This window comes from Archangium gephyra, from assembly GCF_042230915.1.
Lineage (GTDB): Bacteria > Myxococcota > Myxococcia > Myxococcales > Myxococcaceae > Archangium > Archangium gephyra_B.
In genome coordinates, this window is sequence record NZ_CP102578.1 from 7077831 (window position 1) to 7100762 (window position 22932).

The window sequence follows — 22932 nt, forward strand, 5'->3', positions numbered from 1 at the left end:
CCCGCCCCCCGCGCCCCGTCACGGGGGACCGCTGCCACCGTGCGCCGGGACGTCGAGCGCCTGGAGGATGAGCCGCGCGATGCCGGTGTAGTCCCCGCTGAGGTGATGCCCGCCCGCGAGCATCACCGGGTGCGCGCCGGGCACGTGGGACAGCTCCGGGCACAAGCTGTCCCCCTCCTCCTCTCCGTAGAGGCAGAGCACCGGCATGCCGCCCAGGGACTGGATGTCCGGCAGGACGGGATGGGTGGCTCCGCGCGCTCCGCCGAAGATGTCCGTCACGTGCACCTCGAACCCGGCCTCCTTCCCTGGAGCGATGAGGGCCAGCCCCCTCACCCGCTCGCGCAGCTCCGGGGGCAACCCCACGGCGATGGCCGGCACCACGTCCGCTCCGCGCGAATAGCCCACCAACACCACGCGCCGCAGGCCCCACGCGGCCAGGTAGTGACGCAGCGCGCGCGCCACGTCCGCCGAGGTCTCCTCGGGGGTGCGGCGCTTCCAGAAGTAGCGCAGCGAATTCAGCCCCACCACGGGGATGCCTCGCGCCACCAGGGACGCGGACACCTGCTGGTCCATGCTCGCCCAGCCGCCATCGCCCGAGACGAAGAGCGCCAGCGTGTCGCCCTCCGGCTTCGCGGCGGGCACCTCCACCAGGGGCAGGTCTTCCACCTCCGCCGGAGAAACGAGCCGCCGCTCGGACGCGAGCGGGACGGCCACCGAGTCGTAGGCGGACAGCAGCGGGCCCTTCCATGACGCCACGGCCGCGTGGCGCGGATCGGCACCGGGCACCTCCTCCACTCGCGCGCCCTTCAGCTTCCGGGTGAGCGCCCGCGCGGTTCTCCAGGTGTGAGCGGGAGCCTCCCTGGCCACCAGCACCACCCAGGGCTCGGACAGGTTCTCCACCGGGTGCGCCGAGCGCGTGCCCGGACAGAAGGCCGCGGAGGCCAACCGCTCCGGGCCGACGCCCACGCTCACCGCGCCCCGGAACGTGCCCGGCGGCGACTGCTCCAACGCCACGAACGCGAGGGCCGCCCCCGGTCCGTCTCCGACCAGGACGGGATGGAGGTACTCGGGCAGCTTCGCATGCCGCTGGTAGCCCTGGCTGAGCACCTCCAGGTCTCCCGCCGGATACGCGCAACGTCTCCCCTTCTCCACCGAGCGCAGGTACGTGTTCGCGTCCACCGCCAGCACCAGGGCGCCGTGCTCCGCCAGCACCGAGGCCAGCTCCGCCCCCCGCCCCTGAGCCGCGGGCCCGTCCGCCAGCAGCAGCGCCACGGTGGTGGGCGTGCCGGACGGCGGATGCACCACCGTGAGATGCCCGAAACGCCCGCCCACCCGCAGCACCTCGGTGCGGGCCTGGAGCGGCGCGGGTGCCGGCCCCGAGGCCTCCCGGGGTTGCGCCAGGAGCGCCGCGCCCACCGCTGCCACGAGCACCATCCCCACCACCCCCCCCGCGAGGCGCTTCCTCATCGCGCCACCACCCCGCCGAGCCCTCGCGACACCAGCGAGGCGACCCCCGTGAGCACGCCCGGCAGCGCCAGCCCGCCCGGCGACGCGAGGTAGCGCGGCGTCCAGACGGGATGGAACTTGTCCTTGTACTGGCGCAGCCCCTGGAAGTTGTAGAAGTGCTCGCCGTGCCGGAAGAGGAGCGCGCCCAGCCGGTTCCACACCGGCGCGAGGCTGCGCTGCTCGAAGCCGCTGAAGGGCGCCATGCCCAGGTTGAAGCGGCGGAAGCCCTGCTCGCGCCCCCACCGCATGAGCGAGGCGAAGAGGAAGTCCATCACCCCATGCGGGCTGCCCGGCTGGTAGCGCATGAGGTCCACGCTCAGCTCCTCCTTCACCTCGGGAGCCCACACGTTGGCGAAGCCCACCAGCGTCCCCTCGTGCCGGATGACGGCCAGCGGGCCCTCGGCCAGGTAGCGCGGCGCGAAGGAGCCCAGGCTGAAGCCCTTCTCGCGCGTGTGCTTCTCCTCCAGCCACGCATCGGAGATGGCCCTCAGCTGGGGCAGCAGCTCCGGCACGGCCTCGGGCGGCAGCACCTCGAAGCGGTAGCCCTCGCGCTCCAGCCTGTGCACGCCCTGGCGCAGGGACCTGCGTGCCGGCCCCTCCAGGCTGAAGTCCGCGAGCGGCACCGTGGCCTCCTCGCCCAGCTTCAGCAGCATCAGCCCCAGGTCCAGGTAGCGCGGCAGTGCGCCGGGGCCCACCTGATAGAAGCACGCCCAGCCGTGGTGCCGGTCCGCCAGCTCGAGGAAGCGCCACGCCAGCTCCGTGGCCTCCGCCTCCGGGCCCACGGGGTCTCCCATACACACCCAGCTGCGGCCGGACACGCCGTACATGAGGAAGGCCGTGCCCGACTCGTTGAAGAGCAGCGGCTTGTCACCCACCAGGGCCAGGTACGCCATGGACTCGGGCGAGTGCGTCACCAGCGGGCGCACCCGCGCCAGCTCCTCGGACGTGGGCGGATGCATACGGGCCCCGGCCGGCTTCAGCAGCATCCCCAGGCCGGACACGAGCACCAGCCCCAGCACGCCCACCGTGGCGCGCAGGAAGCGCGGGGCATCCCCACCGAAGGTGAACTGCCACCACAGCTCACCGCTGTAGGCGACGTGCCGGTACGAGAAGAAGCCCAACCAGATGGAGACGCCCACCACCGCCACCGTGGCCAACAGCCACCCCGGGCTGAAGGCCTCCGCGAGGAGCGAGGTGTGCCGGTAGAACTGCCGGTGGAAGGGCGCGAGCGCCGCCGCCAGCACCAGCAGCAGCGCCGCCTCCTCGTAGTCCACGCCCTTCACCACGGAGAGCACCGCGCCGGCCACGAGCAGCACTTCCGTCAGCACGTACGCCCCGTCCAGCCGCCGCTGGAGGCCACGGGCCAGCAGCAGCAGCGAGATGCCAGCCAGGCTGCCCAGGAAGTGCGACACCTCCAGCAGCGGCAGCGGCACCAGGTGGCGCAGCACGGCGAGGCGCTCGGACACGGTGGGCGTGGCACCGGAGAAGAGCAGCACCGTGCCCGCGACGAAGGCCCCCGCGGACGCCACCCATGGCACCACCGGAGAGAACGAGGTGTGCACCACCTTCGCCAGCCGCCACAGGTGCTGGCGGCGCTGCACCAGCTCGTTGCCCGCCAGCATCAACGCCGCCACGGTGAAGGGCACCAGGTAATAGACGATGCGATAGACGAGCAGCACGCCCACCAGGTGCGCCGCTGGCACGTGGGGAGAGAGGGCCGACAGCATCACCGTCTCGAAGACCCCGAGGCCCGCGGGCACCTGGCTGGCGATGCCCGCCAACTGGGCCAGCGCGAACAGCGCCGTGAGAGACGGCAGGGACACCCCGGACCCGCGCGGCAGCAACACCCACAGCACCGTCGCCGCCAGCACCCAGTCCGCGCACGACACGGCGAGCTGCCCCAGCGCACGCCGGAACGTCGGCAACGACAGCTCCAGCCCGCGCACGCGCAGCGGCTCGCGGACGAGCGCGCACATCGTGAAGTAGCCCACGAGCAGCCCCCACAGCCCCGCCCCCAGCGCACGCGCCAGTTCCGGCTGCAGCGGCAGCACGCCTCCGCCCCCCTCCACCAGCAGCGACGTTCCCGTCACCGCCGCGAGCCCCACCCAGAAGGTGAGCGCATTGAAGGCGGCCACCTGGGCCACGTCCAGCGCGGTGAGTCCCCACGCGGAGTACAGCCGGTAGCGCACCGAGCCACCGCTGAGGAAGGACATGCCGATGTTGTGCCCGAACGCGTAGCCGACGAAGGAGGTGAAGCCCACGCGCGCATACGGGAGCTTCCGCTTCACGTGGCCCATCGCCAGCACGTCATACAGCGTGAGAGCGAAGTAGTTCACCGCCGTCAGGGCCAGCGCCAGCAGGATGTGGCCGGCGGAAATGGACGCGAGCCCCACCGCCACGTCGCCGCGATGGAAGTGCGACAGCTCGCGGTGCAGGACATAGCCCGCCGCCCCCAGCAGGACGAGCGGGAGCAAGGCGAGGAGGAGCCGTTTCACCCTCTGCATCCAGCGCTCCGGAGAGACCGCTAGGTGGGATGGCCGGGCCGGCGAGCGCGCGACACGAGGCTGATGAGGCCCAGCACCACCGCCGCGATGAGCACCAGGTGGATGGCCGCTCCCGCGACCTTGAAGATCACTCCGGCCACCAACCAGACGACGAACAACGCGAACGCGATCCAGGCGAGGCTCTTCAGTTCCATAGAGTCCTCCTGTCCTGGAAGGTGGGGACCCGGTGCCGGTGTGGAAGCACGGAAGCTCCAACCCGCTCCCAGGGCATGCGAGCCATCCTCCGCCCGCCCGGCCGCCGGTTCAGGGGTTCTCGTCCGCTCGCAGGTGCAGGACCTTGCGGAGGAACTCCCGCGTCCGGGGCTGGGAGGGCCGGGTGAAGATGAGCGAGGGTGGGCCCTGCTCCAGGATGACGCCCGCCTCCAGGACGAGCACCCGGTGGGCCACCGCTCGCGCGAACTCCATCTCATGGGTGACCACCACCATGGTCATGCCCTCGCGGGCCAGGGCCTGCATCACCTGGAGCACCTCGTCGGCCAGCTCCGGATCCAACGCGGAGGTGGGCTCGTCGAAGAGCATCACCTCCGGCTCCATGGCGAGCGCCCGGGCGATGGCCACCCGTTGCTGCTGGCCTCCCGAGAGCCGGGCGGGGTACTCGTCCTTCCGGTCGAGCAGCCCCACGCGCTCGAGCAGCCGCAGGCCCCGCTCCTCCGCCTGGGTGCGCGACAAGCCCTTCACCCGCATGGGCGCCTCGATGACGTTGCCCAGGGCCGTCATGTGGGGGAAGAGGTTGAGGCGCTGGAAGACCATCCCGATATGTGTCCGCTGGCGATCCACCTCGGGCTCGGGGCGGGGCACCAGCCGTCCGTCCTTCTCCCGCATTCCCAGCAGCTCGCCTCGCAGCCAGATGCGGCCTCGCGTGGGCGTCTCCAGGTGGTTCAGGCACCGCAGCAGCGTGGACTTGCCACAGCCGCTCGGCCCGATGACGACGACGACCTCGCCGGCGGCCACCTCCAGGCCGATGCCCCGGAGCACCTCGCGCTCGCCGAAGGACTTGTGCAACCCCTCCACGCGGAGAATGGGCCCGCTCATGTGCCTCGCGCCTCCAACCGGCGCTCCAAGCGCTGGGCCAGTGCCGACAACGCCACGACGATGATCAGGTAGCCGAGCGCCGCCCAGGCGTACACCTCGGGGCGCAGATAGGTGCCCGCGAGCTGCTTCGTCTCGTAGAGCAGCTCCGGCAGGGCGATGACCATGACCAGGGAGGTGTCCTTGGAGAGCGCCGCCAGCTCGTTGACGAGGGGCGGGATGAGGCGGCGGAACGTCTGCGGCAGGATGACCCGGCGCATGGCCAGCTCGTGACTCATGCCCAGGGCCCGAGCCGCCTCCATCTGTCCCTTGTCGATGGACTCGATGGCGGCCCGGAAGATCTCCGCGATGTAGGCCGCGGCATTGAGGGACAGCGCGGTGATCCCCGCGGCCATCGGACCCAGCCGGACGCCCATCATCAACGGCAGAGCGAAGAAGATGAAGAGGAGCTGCAGCAGCAGCGGCGTCCCGCGGAACAGGGTGATGTAGGCCGTGGCCACGCCGCGGATCGCCGTCCGGCGGGAGATGCGTGCCAGCGCCACGAGCAGCCCCAGGGCGAGGCCGAGCCCTCCCGCGCCGAACGTGAGCTGGAGCGTCACCCCGAGCCCCCGGATCACACGAGGCAGCACCACCTCGCGGGAGAACGTCCAGAAGCCGGACGGCTTCACGGCCTGTCCCAGCTCACCCCCGAACCAGTGCGCCGAGAGCCGCTTCAGCCCTCCCGTGCGCTGGAAGTCCTCGAAGGCCCGGCGGATGGCGCCGGTGAGCTCCGGCTCCTGCTTGTTGATGGCGATGCCGATGGGCTCCGGCTCGAGCGCCTGGCCGGTGATGACGAAGTGGTCATCCCGCTGGGCGAAGAACCGGCCCACGGGCTCATCGATGACGATGACATCCGCCTGGCCCGACTGCACGGCGGCGAAGCACTCGGTGGCGCCGGGAAAGGGGCGGATCTCCCGGACGGCGACGCCTCGCTGCACGAGCTGCTGCACCCACCGCTGCGAGGTGGTGTTGGTCTGCACCGCCACACGCTGGCCCGCGAGCTGCGCCTCGGTGCGGAAGCTCCGGCCCCGCGTGGTGACGAAGACCTGGGACATGCGCGCGTACTCGACGAAGTCGACCTGCTGCGCGCGCGCGGGGGTGATGTTCATCGACGAGACGATGATGTCGTAGCGGCCAGAGGTGAGCCCGGCGAGGATGCCGTCCCAGTCCATGACGATGAACTGCGCGGTGACGCCGAGCCGGCGTGCGAGCTCCCGGGCGAGCTCGACGTCGAAGCCCACGGGTTGGCCGTTCTCCAGGAACTCCATGGGCGGGTAGGTGGCGTCGATGGCCACCCGCAACACCCCCGCGGCCTGGATTCGGGCCAGGGCGCTGGAGGGCTCCGCCGGGCCGGCCCGAGGCGGCTCACCCGCGGCGGGACCGGACAGGAGGACCGCCAGCAGAAGACAAGCTGTCGCGAGACCCGGGCGTTTCATGGCGAGCGCGGCTCCACCTTCGTGGAACCCCCCATCGCCGGACACCCCCCGGCGGTGGGGCGTGTCCTCGACTGAACCTGGAACCAGCGAGCCCTGTCCGATGCGTGGCAGTGCGGCTCGCCGGCACTTCGGCCGTGTTGTCGCACGCTCCTCTGGCATCCACGCTCCGCCGCCACATCCTCCAAGGAGCGTCCATGCGCAACAGCCACTCGGCAATGCCGGTGGGAGCAGGAGTCCTCCTCGTCACCCTCCTCCTCTCCCTCTCGATTGCGTCCTGGGCCCAGCCTCCGCCCGACGCAATCTCCGATTTCCAGACGCCGCGCCCCGTTCCGGAGACGCGGCCGGAGCAGAAGAAGAACGAGCACGACAAGTCCGACGTGTTCAGCGCGGCGAAGGCGCAGCCGTCCTCGGCGGCCCTGGGCCAGCAGCCCGACCAGGGCAAGGTCCTGGGCTTCGACTTCTTCCGGGACCCGCTCAACGCCAAACGGCCGATGCAGAGCCCCGAGGAGCTCATGAAGGCGGACATCGCGGACAAGGCCCGGATCATGGCGGCGCAGCGCAAGCTCCTCGAGAGCCGCTACGATCTCACCCCGCGCCTGGATCCCAATGTCCGGATGACCCGGGGCAAGCCGCTCGCGGTGGGGCCCACCGCGCGGCTGGCGAAGGGCCTGGACTGGGACAAGCTCGCGCGGATGGACCCGGAAGCCATCCGCCGGGACAACCTCTTCCCCTACCCCGCACTCCCCCACCCGAAGCACGCCACCGGCGGCATGGTCTTCCCGAAGATGCAGATCGCCATGTTTCCGCGGCTCGAGCGCTTCGACGTGGAGTTCGATCTCCCCGAGGAGTTCCTCCCTGAGTTCCCGCCCGCGATGTTCCTGCAGAACCGTCCGGAGTTGGGTGACGTCTCGCGCGGAGAGGTGGTCTCCATCAACAACTTCCACCGGCTGTTCAAGGACATCCTTACCCCGGTCCAGCTCGATGGTCTGCGCTTCCTCCTCATGCCGCTGCCGCAGGAGGAGTTCAACGCCACGGACGATCGCAAGACCGTCAACCCGAGCCTCGGAGTGACCTGCCTGGATTGCCATGTGAACGGCCACACGACTGGCCAGTTCCATCTCAACCCGGATGATCGCCCCCAGGAGCGGCGGCTCCGGCTGGACACCACCAGCCTGCGAGGGGTCTTCAACCAGCAGATCCACAGCTCCAAGCGCAGCCTGCGCTCGGTGGAGGACTTCACCGAGTTCGAGCAGCGGACCGCCTACTTCAACGGCGATCCCATCCATGCCATGAAGAAGGGGATGGTGATTCTCGACCGCGTGCACGTCTCGCACATGGCGCAGTTCCAGAACATGCTCGACTTCCCACCCGCGCCGAAGCTCAACGCGCTCGGCCGGCTGGATCCGGCGAAGGCCACCGAGAGTGAGCTGCGCGGCGAGAAGGTCTTCTTCGGGAAGGGCCAGTGCGGCACGTGCCACCCGGCGCCGTTCTACCTGGACAACCAGATGCACGACCTGAAGGTCGAGCGATTCGTCAATGAGGCGCCGCTGGGGCCCATGAAGAGCTTCACGCTGCGCGGCATCAAGGAGAGCCCCCCCTACATGCACGATGGCCGGTGCCTCACGCTGGAGGACACGGTGGAGTTCTTCAACCTCGTGCTGGAGCTGAAGCTGACGAAGCAGGAGAAGGCGGACCTCGTGGCCTTCATGCGGACACTCTGAGCCGGGCGGGCCCCCGTCGGAGGGCCCCGCCGTCCGGCCGCGGCCACCGCGCCTACCGCTTCTTCGCCTTGCGAGCGGGGGCGGGCTTCTTCGCCCCACCCTTCGCCGCGGCACGCCCCTTCGCGGACGAGGCCTGCTTCGCCGGAGCCTTCTTGGCGGCCGGAGCCTTCTTGGCGGCCGCGGCCTTCTTCGCCGGAGCCTTCTTGGCGGCTGCGGCCTGCTTCGCCGGAGCCTTCTTGGCGGCCTTCTTCGCTGCGGGAGCCTTCTTGGCGGCCGGAGCCTCCTTCTTCGCCGCGGGAGCCTTCTTGGCGGCCGGAGCCTCCTTCTTCGCCGCGGGAGCCTTCTTGGCGGCCGGAGCCTCCTTCTTCGCCGCGGGAGCCTTCTTGGCGGCCGGAGCCTCCTTCTTCGCCGCAGGAGCCTTCTTGGCGGCCGGAGCCTCCTTCTTCGCCCCTGCCCCACCCGCCGCGGCCTTCTTCACGGCGGCGCGAGCAGCGGTCTTCTTCCGAGCCCCGGCGGGGGACTCTTGCGTCCCTTCGTGCGCGTCCAGGGCGGCCAGGGCGCGGATGCGATCGAAGCCCGCGGGAGCCGTGGGGGTGAAGCGCTCCACGATCTCCACGGACTCGGTCTGCCGCTCCACGGTGGGAGGCGCCACCTGCGCGGCCTCTCCCTGCCCGGCCGGAGCCTGCCGCGCGGCGGCCTGCTCGGCCTCGCGCTGGCGCAGGGCCTCCGCCTCGGCCAACGACAGCTCGGCGCGCTCGGGAGGACGGCCCCACCGCTCCGTCCGGCCCCGCTCGCGCGAGGCACGTTGGGCCTTCTTGCGCTCCTGACGGGCCTGCTCCTGTTGGGCCTCCCGCTCCTCCCTGCCGACCTCCTGGACGGCCTCGAGGGCCCTGCCACCCACCTCCAGGGCCTCGAACTCGATGCGCCGCAGGGCCAGGTTCACGTTGACGAGCCGCACCCGGGCCTTCTGCCCGACGCGGACGCGGAAGCCGCCCGGCAGCGTGAAGGAGTGCAGGTTCTTGTCGAAGCGCGTCCCGAAGCCGAGCGAGTCGGCGCGGACGAGCCCCTCCACGTGCACCTCGTCGAGCTCCACGAAGAAGCCGAACTCGACGAGGCCGGCGACGGTGGCGGCGAACTCCTCGCCCAGGCGGTCCTTCATCATCAGGGCCGCGTAGTAGGAGACGACCTCGCGCTCCACCTGCATGGCGGCGCGCTCGCGCTCGGAGCTCTGCGAGGCCATGTCCTCCAACTGCTGCTCCTCACGCTCGATCTGGCCAGGGGAGCGCTCCTGGCCGTTACGGGCCCAGTGCGCCTTGAGCAGCCGGTGGACGAGCAGGTCCGGGTAGCGGCGGATGGGCGAGGTGAAGTGGAGGTAGAACTCGGCGGCCAGTCCGTAGTGGCCGATGTCGGAGGCCGTGTAGACGGCCTGCATCATCGAGCGCAGCAACAGCTGGTTGAGGGCGCGCTCCTCGGGGTGGCCCTGGAGCTGGGCCATGAAGGCATTGAGATCCCTCGGGGAGATCTCCTCGGCCAGGAGGCGGAAGCCGTAGGCCTGGGCGAGCTGGGCGAAGACGGCCAGCTTCTCCTGGTCGGGCTCACCGTGGTAGCGGTAGACGCTGGGCAGGCCCAGGTCGGCGAAGAACTTCGCCACCGCCTCGTTGGCGGCGAGCATGCACTCCTCGATGAGCCGGTGGCTGTCCTTGCGCTCGCGCTTCTCCATGCGGGCGGGCATGCCGTCCTCGCCCATCATCACCTTGTGCTCGGGCAGGTTGAAGTCGATGGCGCCGCGCTCCTTGCGCATGCGCATGAGCACCCGGGCCAGCTCCATGAGCCGCTCGAAGTGGGGCTTGAAGGCGTTGCGGTGGGGGACGTCCTTGCCGTCCAGCACGTCCTGCACCTCGTTGTAGGTGCAGCGGGCGTGGCTGCGCATGACGCCCGGGTAGATGTCACTGGAGACGAGCCGTCCGCTCCTGTCGAGCACCATGTCGGCCACCATGCACAGCCGGTCCTCGTCGGGACGCAGCGAGCAGATGCCGTTGCTGAGGCGCTCGGGGAGCATGGGCAGCACGCGGTCCGGCAGGTAGACGGAGGTGGCGCGGCGCAGGGCCTCGGCGTCGAGCGCGGTGCTCTCGCGCACGTAGTGCGTCACGTCGGCGATGGCCACCACGAGCCGGAAGCCCTGGGGGTGGGGCTCGGTGTAGACCGCGTCGTCGAAGTCGCGCGCGTCCTCGCCGTCGATGGTGACGAGCGCCATCTGCCGCAGGTCCCGGCGGTTCTCCCCGCGGGCCTCCTCCTCGCTCACCACGGTGTGGATGCGGTCCGCCTCGTCCATGACCTCGGGAGGGAACTCGTCGGAGAAGCCCTGCGAGTAGGCGATGGAGAGCACCTCGTTGCTGGGGTCTCCCGGCTTGCCGATGGAGCCGGCGACCTCGCCGTAGAGGCCATCACCCGGCTCCAGCAACTCCGCGCCGATGCCGAGCCGCACCTTCACCACGTCCCCATCCCGGGCCATCTGGGTGGGCGGGACGCGGATGTTGCCCTGCGTCTGGAGGTTCTTGTCGTAGGGGATGACGAAGGCCTGGCGCTTGCCCTGCTCCACGTAGGTGCCGACGGCGAGCTGCCGGGTGCGGCCCACCACCTGCAGCAGGCGGCCCTCCATGCGTCCGGGGCGGCCCCAGGCCTCGACGAGCACCCGATCATTGTCGAGCGCCCGCGAGGCCTCCTGCGGCGGCAGGAAGATGTTGTCCCCCTCGCCCGAGCTGGGGTGGACGAAGCCGTAGCCGTCGCGGTGCACGTGGAGGATGCCCTCGAGGGTGGTGGTCTCCTGCCCCTCGCTCCGGTCACGCCCGCGCTCGAAACGCCCTCCGCCGCGTCCCGGGCGGCGATCCTGCTCGAAACGGCCGCCGCCCTTGCCCGGCCCGCCGCGCTCGTCCCGGGCGAAGCGGCCCCGGGGCTCGAAACGGCCCTTCTGCTCGGAACGGCCGCCTCCGGGCCGCTGCAGGGCGTAACCCCCCGGCTGGCCTGGGCCCCGCTGGGGACCGGGACCGCCCCGCGGCTCGAAACGGCCGCCGCCCTTGCCCAGCCCGCCGCGCTCGTCCCGGGCGAACCGGCCCCGGGGCTCGGGCCCCCGCTGCTCGGACGGGCCGCGAGAGGGAGGTCCGCCGCGCTCGTCCCGGGCGAACCGGCTCCGGGGCTCCACGCGGCCCTCGCGCACGAAGCGGCCCCGAGGCTCGGGCTGGCCCTCCCGCGAGAAGCGTCCCCGGGGGGCGAAGCGCGCATCGGGCTCGGGGCGGGCGTCCTCACGCGGGCCGCCGGGCCGGCGCTCGTCACGCCCACCCTCACGCAAGGCACCGGGAGCACCGCGCTCCTCCTGCCCGCGGCCGCGCCAGCCACCCGGCTGCTGCTCCTCGCGTCCCCGGCGGAGCTGGGGAGGGTGCGCCCTGCCCTCTCCCTCGATGGCCAGCGGGATCGGCCGCCCGCTCTGCAGGCGGAAGCGCTTGCCCTCCTTGAGCAGCTCGCCGCTGCGGACCAGCTCGCGCAGGGTGCGCTTGAGCTGGGTCTGCTGCCCCGGGTGCAGGTGGGTGAGCTTCAACAGCTCCTTGATGCCGAGCGGATGCTTGGACTCGGCCAGGTGTCGCTTCACGGCTTGAGGAAGATCGGTCACGAGAAGTTCCGAATCAGGAAGCCCAGCGGGCGGCCCTGAAAAAAGTAAGCCCGGCGGGTCCCATCTGGGACCCCCGGGCGGAAGGACGATGACGCGTGAGTTGGAGCGTCAGACAGGCCCTCAGGGCTTGACGGTCACGTTGAGCTTGAACGACCGCTCGACCTGACCGGGGTTGAAGGCCTTGGCGAGGAAGAACTCGACCTCGGAGGTCCCCGGGTTGCGAGGGGTGAAGAAGAACTCGCGGGTGGCGGGGCCGTCGGAAGCGGGCTCGAAGTTGGCCTCCCGCAGGCCCACGCGCTTGGCCGCCGTGGGCTCGATGGCCCAGGTGAAGCCCGGCTGCTCCTGGAGCCGCACGGTGAAGGCGTGGTTGAGCTTCACCTCGACGTGGGTCGGCAGCTCGCCCTCCACATGGACGGAGTCCAACCCCTCGCGGGAGATGGGCCGGATGTCCGAGGGGCGCGGCTCCACGTTCTCCACGTCGATGCGGCCACCCCAGCCGGAGGACTTGTCCACCACGCCGGTGACGGAGAGGGTGTGGCCCAGGTACTTGCGCAGCCCCTTGGCGCCCTTGCCCTCGAGGATGTAGGACACCTGCTGCCGGGTGCCACCGTTGGAGACCACCAGGACGAACTCGTCGCCGGTCATCTCCAGGTTGCCGCGCAGCGCGGCGAAGCCCTTCATGCCCGCGCCCATGCCGGCGGAGATCACCTGGGACACCTCGCCCGGGGACAGGTAGCGCAGCCGGACCTCGGTCTCCACGGGCTCCGGCGTGGGCTCCTCGACCTCGGGCTTCTTGGCGGAGAACTTCCGCACGTCCACCGTGCCGCCGTAGTTGGTGGTCTTCTTGATGAGCCCGCTGACGGACACCTTGTGGTCCAGGTAGGCCGGCAGCACCTCCTGATCCGGCCCCTGGAGGATGAAGGTGAGCTCGCGCTTGTCGCGGCCCACCACCACCAGGTTGGGCAGCCCGTCGATGACGGTCAGGCGGCCCTTGAGGCTGCCCTCGCCCACCACGCCACGGCCGGCACCGGCGGTGAGCAGCTGCTCCAGGTCGCGCTTGTTGAGCGGCTCGGCCATGGGCGGCAGCTTGGTGGCGCGCGGACGCGGCTTCTCGACCGCTGGCGGCACCGCGGGGGCCTCACGGCCCTTCCCCTTGGCCGCGGGGGTCTCCTTCGCCTTGGGAGCGGGAGCAGCCTCCTTGCCCTTGGGCGCGGGAGCAGTCTCCTTCCCCTTGGGCGCGGCGGCTTCCTTCACCTTCGCGGCGGCCTTCGCGGCCATCCGGGAGGCCGCCGCGGCGACCTCCTTCACGCGCGTAGCCGCCTTCTCGGCGGTCTTCTTCACGGCGGCGGGTGCGGCCTTCTTCTCCGCGGGAGCCTTCTTCTCCGCGGGAGCTTTCTTCTCCTGCTGCTTCGCGCTACCGGCGGTCTTCGTCACCAACTTCGCGGCGGCCTTGGCCACGCTCTTGGAGGCGGTCTTGAGCACACCCGGTTTCGTCGACTTGACCTTCTTCGCAGCGGGAGTCGCCTTCTTGGCCCCGGACCTGGGCTTGGCCATCGACGCTGTCTCCTTGAATTCCCGTGTCTTTTCAACGGGTTGGCACACCGGCCACCGCCCGGACGCGGGCCATGCGATCACCAGCGCTTGTAACGATGATCAGTGGGACTGTCAAACAAAGTCTTGAATTTCCTAGGGACTTTGATCCCAAAAACAGCCAATCGCTACACGCCTGTTTCGCCCGCCCGGGGCAATTGCGATCAGCCCTGGGAGATCACCCCGAGGACGCCCGACCCATGAAGGAAGATGCCGCGCTGCTGCCCGTGGAGGATGCCCGAGCCCGCACGCTCGCCCTGGTCTCCCCGCTGCCCCCCGAGTGGGTCCGGCTGGAGGAGGCGCTGGGGCGCGCCCTGGCCGAGGACGTGCGCGCCCAGCGGACCCTGCCGCCCTGGGACAACTCGGCCATGGATGGCTTCGCGGTGCGCAGCGCCGAGCTCTCGGCCCCCCTGCCCGTCCGCCTCCAGGTGAAGGAGACGATCTACGCGGGCCAGACGCCGCGGCAGGAGGTACAGCCGGGCACGTGCGCGAGGATCATGACGGGGGCCCCGCTGCCGGCGGGAGCGGACGCGGTGGTGATGCGCGAGCGGACGCGGCTGGCGCCCGGGGGGGACGAGGACGAGGTGGAGATCCTCGAGACGGTGGGCCCGGGCCACTTCGTCCGCCCGAGGGGCGAGGATGCGCGGGAGGGCGAGGTGCTGCTGCCCCGGGGCACGCCGCTGGGGATTCCGGAGCTGGGGCTGCTGGTGGGCCAGGGGATGCTGACGGCCCCGGTCCCGCGCCGGCCGCGGGTGGCCATCCTCTCCACCGGTGATGAGCTGTGCCGGGCGGACGCGCCCACCGAGGGCCGCATCGTGGACGCCAACGCCCCGGCGCTCTCGCTGGCCGTGCTGCGCGCGGGCGGAGTGCCCTCGGTGCTGGGCATCGCCCGGGACACGCTGGAGGACGTGTATCGGCACCTCGCGGCGGCCGGCGGGTACGATCTGGTGCTCACGAGCGCGGGCATGTCCGTGGGCGAGCACGACTTCGTGCGCGAGGCCCTGGAGAAGCTGGGGGTGGAGCGGGACTTCTGGCGCGTGGCCATCAAGCCGGGCAAGCCGCTGGCGGTGGGCCGCAAGGGGGCCACCGTCTATATCGGGCTGCCGGGCAACCCCACCTCCTCGCTCGTCACCTTCGAGCTCTTCGTCCGCCCGGCGCTGCGCCGCATGCTGGGGCATCCGGACGTGGAGCCGCCTCGGGTGTCCGGCCGGCTGGACGGTGAGCTGAAGAAGCCCGAGGGGCTGGCCCACTATGTCCGGGTGACGGCTACCTGGCAGGACGGCGAGCTGTGGGCGAGGCCCCTGGCCACCCAGACGTCGGGGGCACTGCGCTCCGCGGCCTCGGCCACCCACCTGCTCCACTTCCCGCGCTCGTCCAGTAGGCTGGCTACTGGTGACAAGGTGGAATTGCTTCCTCTGTCCTGGGGAGCCTGAGGAACGAACTTCCTTGGTTCGCATCCATCTTGTGCCCCCAAATGTTGTGCGGGAGAAAGGATCATCATGTCCGAGTCGCGTACACCTCAGGTTCTTCCGACCCGCAAGTGCACTTCCTTGTTGGAGAAGTTCTCCGAAGCGGATGTGCCCACTGGCCGTGGCGTGCTGCGCACGGTGGTTTTCCGCGAGAAGCGCAACGGGCGCGAGCACGTGGCCCTGGTAGTGGGAGAGGTGCAGGGGTTGGAGGGCGTGCCGGTCCGGGTGCATTCCGAGTGCTTGACCAGCGAGGTGTTCGGCAGCCTGAAGTGCGACTGCCGGGAGCAGCTGGACCGGGCGCTGGACTTCGTCACCCAGAACGGGTGTGGGGTGGTGCTCTACCTGCGCCAGGAGGGCCGGGGCATTGGCCTGGGGAACAAGATCAAGGCCTACGCCCTGCAGTCCGAGGGGCTGGACACCTACGAGGCCAACCGGCAGCTGGGTTTCCCGGACGATCTGCGCAGCTACGACATCGCCGCGGAGATGTTGCGCCTGTTGGGAGTGCGGTCCGTGGACCTCATCACCAACAATCCCCTGAAAATTGCAGGCCTGGTGGAAGAGGGAATTCCCGTACGTCGACGCATTCCCTCGCGTACGGAGCATAATCCGCATAACGTCGGGTACCTGAGGACGAAGCGCGAGCGGACGGGGCACCTGATTGAGCTCTTCGCCGAGGACGACGACGACACGGAAGCGAAGGTTGGCTGAGAACGAACGAGAGGGAACGCCCGCCGAGGCGCGCGTCCCGTTCCATGTGCGTTTCTGGGGAGTGCGCGGCTCGATCCCTGCACCGGGGCCGAAGACGCAGCGCTATGGGGGCAATACGCCCTGCGTCGAGATGCGATGCGGGGACGAGCTGCTCATCTTCGACCTGGGAACGGGCGTGCGCGAGCTGGGGTGGGACCTGCTGAAGGCGGGTGGACCCACGCGTGCTTCGATCTTCCTCTCGCACTACCACTACGATCACCTGCAGGGGCTGCCGTTCTTCACGCCCATCTTCATCCCGAAGTACGCCTTCACGGTGTACGGCGCGCCGCGAGGCAGCCACTCGGTGAAGGAGGTGCTGTCGGGACAGATGATGCAGCCCTATTTCCCGGTGACGGCCGAGGAGACCTTCAAGGCGCAGCTGACGTACAAGAACCTGGAAGCAGGCCAGCAGATCGAGGTGGGCCCGGCGAGGATCCGCACGATGGACCTGAACCATCCGGGAGGCAATCTGGGCTACCGGGTGGAGTGCGACGGCAGGTCGGTGGTGTACGCGACGGACGTGGAGCACGGCTGCGAGAAGGATCAGGATCTCGTGGAGTTCGCGAGGGACGCGGACATGCTCATCATCGACGCGATGTACACCGAGGACGAGTACCGGGGCCGCAAGGGCGCCGCGAAGATCGGCTGGGGCCACTCGACGTGGGAGTCGGCGGTGCAGACGGCCAACGCGTCGAACGTGAAGCAGCTGGTGCTCTTCCACCACGAGACCACGCGCGATGACGCGGCGATGGACCTGTTCGTCGAGGAGGTGCGCAAGCACCGGCCGGAGACGATCGCCGCCGTGGAGCTGGAGATCCTCAAGCTGTAGTCGAGGCTGTGGCCCACGCTGGAGTCCCCTCGCCCCACGCACCCCTCTCCCTCCGGGCAGGGGAAAAGCATCTAAAGGGCAAGGAAATCAGTGACTTGGCAGGTGGCCCACCTGCCAGGTCAGACTGGCTCCATAGGGTGGCTCCCATATGGGGGCGGCAATGGGGCAGGGCGAGGGAGAGGGCGGGCAGGTCGTTGAGCTGATTCTCAAGCACTTCGGCACGCTGAGGGACCCGCGTGTGGCGCGTACCAGACGGCATGCACTGCTCAACGTGCTGGTGATGGCGCTGTGTGGAGTGATAGCCGGGGCAGACGGGTGGAAGCAGCTGGCGCTGTTCGCCAGGACGAGGGCCAGATGGTTCGCCACCTTCTTGGAAATTCCACATGGAGTGCCCAGCGCGGACACATTTCGCCGGGTGTTTTGCGCACTCAGGCCCCAGGCCTTCGAGGCGTGCTTCCGCAGCTGGGTACAGGAGATGGCCCAGACACTGCGCGAGGAGGTAGTGGCGGTGGACGGCAAGAGCGTGCGAGGCGCCTTGGGCAAGGCGCTGGCGGGCTCACCGCTGCACCTGGTGCACGTGTGGGCCACGCAGCAGAGGTTGCTGCTGGCACAAGCGGCTGTGCAGGGGGCGCCCGGGGAGGTGAAGGCCATACCCGAGCTGCTGGCGCTGCTGGACTTGAAGGGGGCGGTGGTAACGGTGGACGCCAACGGGTGCACGGCCCAGGTAGCCCAGGCCGTGGTGCAGGCCCAGGCCGACTACGTGCTGTGTCTCAAGGGCAACCGCGGGCCGCTGTACGCGTATGTGCAGGACTTGTTCGCCCCAGTGCGTGAGGGCCAGGCGCGTGCCCGGGTGGACTCCCACTCTCGCAGCGAAGAAGAGGGGCATGGCCGGCACGAGGTGCGCAGTGCCTGGGCTGTTGCCCTCAAGCTCGAGGCTTGTCCCAAGTCGGCCTCCACATGGCCCAAGCTCAAGACGGCCGTCATGATGCGGCGTGAGCGCACCCAGGGCGGCAAGACGCAGGTGCAGTGGCACTACTACCTCACCAGCCTGCCACCCAAGGCGCGCAAGCTCGCCCGAATCATCCGCACCCACTGGGGCGTGGAGAATGGCCTGCACTGGAGCCTGGACGTGTGCCTGGGCGAGGACTCGCGCCGCATCCGCGACCACAACGGCGCTCAGAACTTCGCGCTGCTCAGCCGCATGGCCTTGACCGCTCTGAGGCGAGAGTCGACGGAAAAACCGGGCGTGCCCAGCCGACGCAAGCTGGCCGGCTGGGACAACGATTATCTGCTACGCGTCTTGATGGCCGTATTTACTGACCTTTAGATGCGTTCGCCCTGCCCAGAGGGAGAGGGACGGGGTGAGGGTATCGGGCATCCCGGGCTGAACCCGTGTCACCCCGCGAGCACGCGGGTGGCGCGCTGGACGCCCTCGCGGAGCCCGCGGAACGGAAGCCGGGCGAGCGCGGTAGCAACATCCACCCACTCGTGGGCATCGTGCTCGTCGCCGAGCCGCACCTCGAAATCCGCGGTGCACCGGGCGGCGAAGCCGTTCTCCTCGACGAGCCGGGGAGGCACCACGCTGCCGACGGCGAAGGCGTGGCGGTACTCCAGGTCCACCACGTCGGTGCGCAGCCCGGTCTCCTCGAACAGCTCGCGGGCGGCGGCCTCGCGGGGCTGCTCGCCCGGCTCCAGGCGGCCGGTGACGATCTGCCAGAAGCCCCCGCGCTCGGGACGCCGGCGCAGCAGCAGCACGCGGGCGTCGGCACCCTTCCCCCGCATCAGCGTGACGCTCACGGTGCGCGTGAGGGGCGCGGGCTCAGCGAGCTGCGACCCGAAGACGTCGGCGAAGTGCCGGGAGATCTTCTCCTCGACCTCGGCCATGGGCACGGGGCGGCCGAGCTCCTTCTGCAGCGAGGTGACACCGGCCTCGCTGATGCCGCAGGGGACGATGAGGTTGAAGTGAGGCAGGTGCGTGTTGACGTTGAGCGCGAAGCCGTGACTGGTGAGCCAGCGGGCGAGGTGGACGCCGATGGCGGCGATCTTCCGGGCGTCGGGCGAGTCCTCCTGGCCGATCCACACGCCGGGCCACTTGGGGATGGTGCCGGAGGTGATGCCGTACTCGGCGAGGGTGCGGATGACGCACTGCTCGACATCGCGCACGTAGCGGCGCACGTCCTGACGGCCCTCGGGGAGGAGGAAGATGGGGTAGCCCACGAGCTGCCCGGGCCCGTGGTAGGTGACATCGCCGCCGCGGTCCGTCTCGAAGGTCTCCACGCCCTCGGCGGCGAGGCGCTCGTCACTGGCGACGATGTTGAAGCGCTTGGCGGCACGGCCGAGGGTGAGCACGGGCGGGTGCTCGAGCAGGAGCAGGACGTCTCCGCAGAGGCCCTGGCGGCGGGACTCGCCGAAGAGCTTCATGAGCTGGAGACCATCCTCGTATTCGACCCGGCCGAGCCGGTACACCGTCAGCGTGTTCACGACGATCCCTTCCGCCGGCCACGGCGGGCCGGCTTCGCCTTCCCCTTCTTCTTCACCTCGAGGCGCCAGGAGCCGGGGGGCACGCGGGCCAGGAGGGCTTGCAGCTCATGCCCGGAGCGCGGCGAACGGGCGGCCTCGGTGGCGAGGGCGGTGAGCACCTCGTCGGAGAGCCGCGAGTCCTCGCGCGAGGCGAGCTGGCGCCGGGCGATCTCGATCAGGTCCTCGACCCCGGGCGCCGCGAGCGCGACGAGCAGCTGCACCTGCTCCAACAGGACAACGGGCAGCGCGCCGCGTACGGCCTCGGAGAGCGCGGCGGTGGAGGGCACGGGCAGGCGGCCGGAGTCCGAGAGGAGCACGAGCCCCGAGGCCACCGGGCTGCCCCGGGCCGTCATCACCACGGTGCACGAGGGGTGACGGACGAGGAAGGTGCGCAGGGAGGCCTGCTCGGCGGGAGTGAGGCGGTCCACGTCCTCCACGAGGAGCAGGGCATCCACCGGAGCGCGGTCGAGCGAGTCGGGAGTCACGAGCACGCCCCTCCCCTGCTCGACGAGGACCCGCAGCCAGGTGCTCTTTCCGGAGCCCTCGGGCCCGAGCAGCAGCAGGCGGCGCACGCCGGCCTCCAGGCCGCGCTCGAACGCTTCACGGGCCTGCTCCTGCCCCACCAGCTCGACGGAGACGGGCCGCGGCTGGAGAGCCGGGGCCTGGACGCGCGCGGCCGGAGCCACCGCGGCCACGCCCCCGAGCAGCGCGCCCGACTCACCAATACAGGCCGAGCAGATGAACGCACCGGCGGGACCGGCGACGAGCGCACCCACCTCGGAGCGGGGCCGGCAGCAGAAGGAGCACCAGGCGTCGAGGGACGGATCGGCGCGGGTGGGTCCCCGCTCGATGAAAGCCCCCTCCCCCTCTGCGCTCGCAACCCCCTCTCCCTTTGGGAGAGGGTTGGGGTGAGGGTCTTCCTTGGGCACCGCCACGCTGCTCACGGCGGAGCGCATGACCTCGACGGCGAGGGCCACGGGACGGGTGCGGCGGTCCATGGCCAGCTCGGCCTCGCGCAGGGCCTCCTGGAGGGAAGAAGAGGTGTCCTCCTGGAGGACGAACACCCCGGGTGCTGGCTCCCCGTCATCGGGCTCGGGAACGGACGGAGGAGGCAGCGGCTCCTCGCGCTCCAACACCCGGAGATCCTCCTCCAACTCCTTGCGGGAGGGATCCAACCGGAGGGCGTAGCGCAGGAGCTGCTCGGCACGCGGCTTGTTGCCCGAGCGGCGGCACAGGTCGGCGGCGAGCCGCAGCAACTCGATGGCGCGGGGCTTGTCACCCCCGAGCTCCGCGGCCTGGGCAGCGCGGATGACATCGCGAACGTTATCGGCCATGGGGCAGCGTGACCTCCTCGAAGGCCGGGAGCGCGGTGCGCGAGCGCTCCCAGCGAGGCACGCGCCCCCGGCGGGCGACCCGGCCGTCAGGCCATGGCCAGGAACAGCATGTCCGGATGCTCCAGGAACTTGATGACCTCGTACACGAAGTCAGCGGCGACCTGGCCATCGATGACGCGGTGATCGGCGGAGATGGAGACGTTCATCATCTCGCGCACGACGACCTGGCCGTTGTTGTCCACCGCGGGACGCTTGCGCATGCGGTGGATGCCCATGATGGCCACCTCGGGGTGGTTGATGATGGGCGTGGCGAAGATGCCACCGGTCTGGCCCAGCGAGGTGATGGTGAACGAGCCCCCGGTGAGCTCCTCCATCTTCAGCTTGCGATCCCTCGCGGCGGTGCTGAGGCGGACGACCTCTTCGGCCAGCTCGCGCAGGGAGAGACGGTCAGCGTTCTTGATGACGGGGACGGTGAGGCCCTCGTTGGTGGCCACGGCGATGCCGATGTTGAACTCGCCGCGCACGACGAGCTCCTGGGCGGCCTCGTCCATGTTGGCGTTGAGGTGCGGGTACTTCTTCATCGCCGCGATGGTGGCCTTGATGATGAAGGGCAGGAAGGACAGCTTGGCCTTCTCGCCAGCGTTGGCCAGGGTCTCGTTGAGGCGCTTGCGCAGGGCGACGAGCTCGGTGCAGTCCACCTCCTCGACGAAGCCGAAGTGGGGCGCGGTGAACTTCGAGCGCACCATCTTCTCGGCGATCTTCTTGCGCAGGCCGCGCAGGGGGATGCGCTCGTCACCACGGCCCGAAGCCACCGAGAGCGCGGCCGGACGGGCCTGGGCGGGGGCGGCGGGAGACACCTCGTTGCGCGTGGAGCGGCCACCCTCGAGCGCCGCCACGACATCGGCCTTCATCACGCGGCCCTGGGGACCGGAGCCGGAGATCTCCGCGAGGTTCAGCCCGTGCTCGGCCGCCATGCGGCGGGTGAGCGGCGTGGCCAGCACCTTGGAGGCGGCCTGCGGACCATTGCCCGGGGCAGCGGCGGCGGCGGGAGCAGCGGCGGCGGCCGGAGCCCCATGAGCGGCGGGAGCGCCATGACCCGAGGCCTGGGCGGGCGCGGCGCCCTCGATCTCCAGGGTGACGAGGATCTGATGGACCTTGGCCATGTCGCCTTCGTTGCCGTGCGTCTGCACGACACGGCCGGCCTTGGGGCTGGGCACGGTCACGGTGGCCTTGTCCGTCATCACCTCGGCGAGCGTCTGGTCCTCCTTGACGCTGTCGCCGGCCTTGACGTGCCACTTGACCAGCTCGCCCTCCTGCACGCCTTCGCCAAGATCAGGCAGCTTGAACTCGAAGATCGCCATTCGCGGGGGTCCGTTTCGGGGGTGAGGGTGTTGAGAAAGGTCAGGTGTTGCCGGCCAGGCCCAGGCGCTCACGCTCCATGAGGCCCTTCATGAAGAACTCGGCGGCGCGGTAGCTGGAGCGCACGAGCGGCCCGGAGGCGACGTAGAGGAAGCCGTAGGACTCGGCGAGCTGCTTGTAGTCCGCGAACTGCTGCGGGGTGACGAAGCGCTCCACGCGCAGGTGGTACTGGGACGGCTGCAGGTACTGGCCGAGCGTGAGCACGTCCACGCCCACAGCGCGCAAGTCCTTGAAGGTCTGATCCAGCTCGGCGTCGGTCTCGCCCAGGCCGACCATGACGGAGGTCTTCGTGTAGAGCTTCTCCGGCCGCTGCTTGAGGTACTCGAGCACCTTGAGCGACTGGCGGTAGGTGGCGCGGCGATCGCGCACGGTGGGGGTGAGGCGCTCCACCGTCTCCACGTTGTGCGCCACCACGTGCGGGCGGGCCTCGGCCACGGTGGTCAGGTCGCGCTCCACGCCCTTGAAGTCGGGGATGAGCACCTCGACGACGGTCTTGGGCGAGTGCTGGCGCAGCTCGCGGATGGCCGAGGCGAAGTGGCTGGCGCCGCCATCGGGCCGGTCATCGCGGTTGACGGAGGTGACCACGATGTACTCGAGGTCCATCTCCTTGACGGCCTGGGCCAGGTGGATGGGCTCCATCGGATCCAACGGAGGGGGCGCACCGACCTTCACGTGGCAGAAGCGGCAGGCGCGGGTGCACACCTCGCCCATGAGCATCACCGTGGCGGTGCCACCGCCCCAGCACTCGGCGATGTTGGGGCAGCGAGCCTCCTCGCACACCGTCGCCAGCTTGGTGCGGCGCACGATGGACTTCACCCGTTCGTAGCCATCCCCACTCGGGAGACGCACCTTCAACCACTCGGGCTTCCGGGTGGACTCGGATACCTGCGGCAGGGGGAAACGATCGGGAGTTGCCATGGGTCGCGGGCCTTCTACGGGTTGGGCGAAAGCAGGGTCAAGCGGGAAGCCTTGACGCGAGGCGTCAGCTTCCCCTGGTTCCCGCTTGTTGTAACGGCTCCAGCGGGAGTGGGCAGGAACAGCGCGAGCGGGGAGGCTCGCTCCCCT

At 70.2% G+C, this 22932-nt stretch carries 16 protein-coding genes; 5 read left to right on the plus strand and 11 right to left on the minus strand.

Features of this window, described 5'->3' with window-relative positions:
• Positions 1–18: 18 nt before the first annotated feature.
• The 5 genes from NR798_RS27655 to NR798_RS27675 all read right to left on the minus strand — a co-directional run bounded on the left by NR798_RS27655 (position 19) and on the right by NR798_RS27675 (position 6574).
• Positions 19–1467 carry a virulence factor family protein gene (locus NR798_RS27655; RefSeq protein ID WP_375765501.1) on the minus strand — a complete coding sequence of 483 codons (1449 nt, stop codon included), beginning with the start codon at positions 1465–1467 and terminating at the stop codon, positions 19–21.
• On the minus strand, positions 1464–4010 hold the full coding sequence (gene mprF / locus NR798_RS27660) for a bifunctional lysylphosphatidylglycerol flippase/synthetase MprF (protein ID WP_375765502.1): 2547 nt from the start codon (positions 4008–4010) through the stop codon (positions 1464–1466). The genes NR798_RS27655 and mprF overlap by 4 nt, the downstream gene beginning before the upstream one ends.
• Before the next feature lie 20 nt (positions 4011–4030).
• Complete coding sequence (locus NR798_RS27665) at positions 4031–4204, minus strand: DUF5670 family protein (RefSeq protein WP_375765503.1); 174 nt, start codon at positions 4202–4204, stop codon at positions 4031–4033.
• 109 nt (positions 4205–4313) lie between these two features.
• Positions 4314–5102, minus strand: a complete 789-nt coding sequence (locus tag NR798_RS27670) for an amino acid ABC transporter ATP-binding protein (RefSeq protein WP_375765504.1) — start codon at positions 5100–5102, stop codon at positions 4314–4316.
• Positions 5099–6574 (minus strand): ABC transporter permease subunit, encoded by a 1476-nt coding sequence (locus tag NR798_RS27675; RefSeq protein ID WP_375765505.1) that lies wholly within the window; start codon positions 6572–6574, stop codon positions 5099–5101. Before NR798_RS27675 ends, NR798_RS27670 begins: the two co-directional genes overlap by 4 nt.
• 194 nt (positions 6575–6768) lie before the next feature.
• Between NR798_RS27675 and NR798_RS27680 the strand changes: the two genes are divergently transcribed.
• The gene (locus tag NR798_RS27680) at positions 6769–8295 is read left to right on the plus strand and encodes a cytochrome B6 (protein WP_375765506.1); all 1527 of its coding nucleotides are present in this window, start codon (positions 6769–6771) and stop codon (positions 8293–8295) included.
• Between the two features lie 52 nt (positions 8296–8347).
• On the opposite strand, the gene rnr is transcribed toward NR798_RS27680, so the two are convergent.
• Both rnr and NR798_RS27690 read right to left on the minus strand, forming a co-directional pair.
• On the minus strand, positions 8348–11938 hold the full coding sequence (gene rnr / locus NR798_RS27685; RefSeq protein WP_375765507.1) for a ribonuclease R: 3591 nt from the start codon (positions 11936–11938) through the stop codon (positions 8348–8350).
• 141 nt (positions 11939–12079) lie between these two features.
• Positions 12080–13513, minus strand: a complete 1434-nt coding sequence (locus tag NR798_RS27690; RefSeq protein WP_375765508.1) for a transcriptional regulator — start codon at positions 13511–13513, stop codon at positions 12080–12082.
• Positions 13514–13749: 236 nt separating this feature from the next.
• On the opposite strand from NR798_RS27690, the gene glp reads away from it, so the two are divergent.
• From glp to NR798_RS27710, 4 genes are all read left to right on the plus strand, one after another.
• The gene (gene glp, locus NR798_RS27695) at positions 13750–14982 is read left to right on the plus strand and encodes a gephyrin-like molybdotransferase Glp (RefSeq protein WP_375765509.1); all 1233 of its coding nucleotides are present in this window, start codon (positions 13750–13752) and stop codon (positions 14980–14982) included.
• A 66-nt stretch (positions 14983–15048) separates the two neighbouring features.
• The gene (gene ribA / locus NR798_RS27700; RefSeq protein ID WP_375765510.1) at positions 15049–15726 is read left to right on the plus strand and encodes a GTP cyclohydrolase II; all 678 of its coding nucleotides are present in this window, start codon (positions 15049–15051) and stop codon (positions 15724–15726) included.
• Positions 15719–16594: an MBL fold metallo-hydrolase gene (locus NR798_RS27705; protein ID WP_375765511.1), complete on the plus strand. Its 876-nt coding sequence runs from the start codon at positions 15719–15721 to the stop codon at positions 16592–16594. Before ribA ends, NR798_RS27705 begins: the two co-directional genes overlap by 8 nt.
• A 160-nt stretch (positions 16595–16754) precedes the next feature.
• Positions 16755–17921: an ISAs1 family transposase gene (locus NR798_RS27710; protein WP_375765512.1), complete on the plus strand. Its 1167-nt coding sequence runs from the start codon at positions 16755–16757 to the stop codon at positions 17919–17921.
• Positions 17922–17989: 68 nt separating this feature from the next.
• Here the strand turns inward: NR798_RS27710 and lipB are convergent, their stop codons facing one another.
• From lipB to lipA, 4 genes are all read right to left on the minus strand, one after another.
• The gene (lipB, locus tag NR798_RS27715; protein ID WP_375765513.1) at positions 17990–19075 is read right to left on the minus strand and encodes a lipoyl(octanoyl) transferase LipB; all 1086 of its coding nucleotides are present in this window, start codon (positions 19073–19075) and stop codon (positions 17990–17992) included.
• Entirely contained in the window at positions 19072–20448 is a 1377-nt protein-coding gene (locus tag NR798_RS27720) for a ClpX C4-type zinc finger protein (RefSeq protein WP_375765514.1), read from the minus strand. Before NR798_RS27720 ends, lipB begins: the two co-directional genes overlap by 4 nt.
• Positions 20449–20534: 86 nt before the next feature.
• Positions 20535–21809, minus strand: coding sequence for a dihydrolipoamide acetyltransferase family protein (locus tag NR798_RS27725; protein WP_375765515.1), 1275 nt, complete (start codon positions 21807–21809; stop codon positions 20535–20537).
• A gap of 40 nt (positions 21810–21849) precedes the next feature.
• Positions 21850–22785: a lipoyl synthase gene (gene lipA, locus NR798_RS27730; RefSeq protein WP_043394636.1), complete on the minus strand. Its 936-nt coding sequence runs from the start codon at positions 22783–22785 to the stop codon at positions 21850–21852.
• Between the last annotated feature and the right edge of the window lie 147 nt (positions 22786–22932).

What these genes read in the sequence shown, in the direction of transcription:
- NR798_RS27655 (WP_375765501.1), bottom strand. Translation starts at nt 1,467, where the DNA reads ATGAGGAAGCGCCTCGCGGGGGGGGTGGTGGGGATGGTGCTCGTGGCA.
- mprF (WP_375765502.1), bottom strand. Translation starts at nt 4,010, where the DNA reads ATGCAGAGGGTGAAACGGCTCCTCCTCGCCTTGCTCCCGCTCGTCCTG.
- NR798_RS27665 (WP_375765503.1), bottom strand. Translation starts at nt 4,204, where the DNA reads ATGGAACTGAAGAGCCTCGCCTGGATCGCGTTCGCGTTGTTCGTCGTC.
- NR798_RS27670 (WP_375765504.1), bottom strand. Translation starts at nt 5,102, where the DNA reads ATGAGCGGGCCCATTCTCCGCGTGGAGGGGTTGCACAAGTCCTTCGGC.
- NR798_RS27675 (WP_375765505.1), bottom strand. Translation starts at nt 6,574, where the DNA reads ATGAAACGCCCGGGTCTCGCGACAGCTTGTCTTCTGCTGGCGGTCCTC.
- NR798_RS27680 (WP_375765506.1), top strand. Translation starts at nt 6,769, where the DNA reads ATGCGCAACAGCCACTCGGCAATGCCGGTGGGAGCAGGAGTCCTCCTC.
- NR798_RS27690 (WP_375765508.1), bottom strand. Translation starts at nt 13,513, where the DNA reads ATGGCCAAGCCCAGGTCCGGGGCCAAGAAGGCGACTCCCGCTGCGAAG.
- glp (WP_375765509.1), top strand. Translation starts at nt 13,750, where the DNA reads ATGAAGGAAGATGCCGCGCTGCTGCCCGTGGAGGATGCCCGAGCCCGC.
- ribA (WP_375765510.1), top strand. Translation starts at nt 15,049, where the DNA reads ATGTCCGAGTCGCGTACACCTCAGGTTCTTCCGACCCGCAAGTGCACT.
- NR798_RS27710 (WP_375765512.1), top strand. Translation starts at nt 16,755, where the DNA reads ATGGGGCAGGGCGAGGGAGAGGGCGGGCAGGTCGTTGAGCTGATTCTC.
- NR798_RS27720 (WP_375765514.1), bottom strand. Translation starts at nt 20,448, where the DNA reads ATGGCCGATAACGTTCGCGATGTCATCCGCGCTGCCCAGGCCGCGGAG.
- NR798_RS27725 (WP_375765515.1), bottom strand. Translation starts at nt 21,809, where the DNA reads ATGGCGATCTTCGAGTTCAAGCTGCCTGATCTTGGCGAAGGCGTGCAG.
- lipA (WP_043394636.1), bottom strand. Translation starts at nt 22,785, where the DNA reads ATGGCAACTCCCGATCGTTTCCCCCTGCCGCAGGTATCCGAGTCCACC.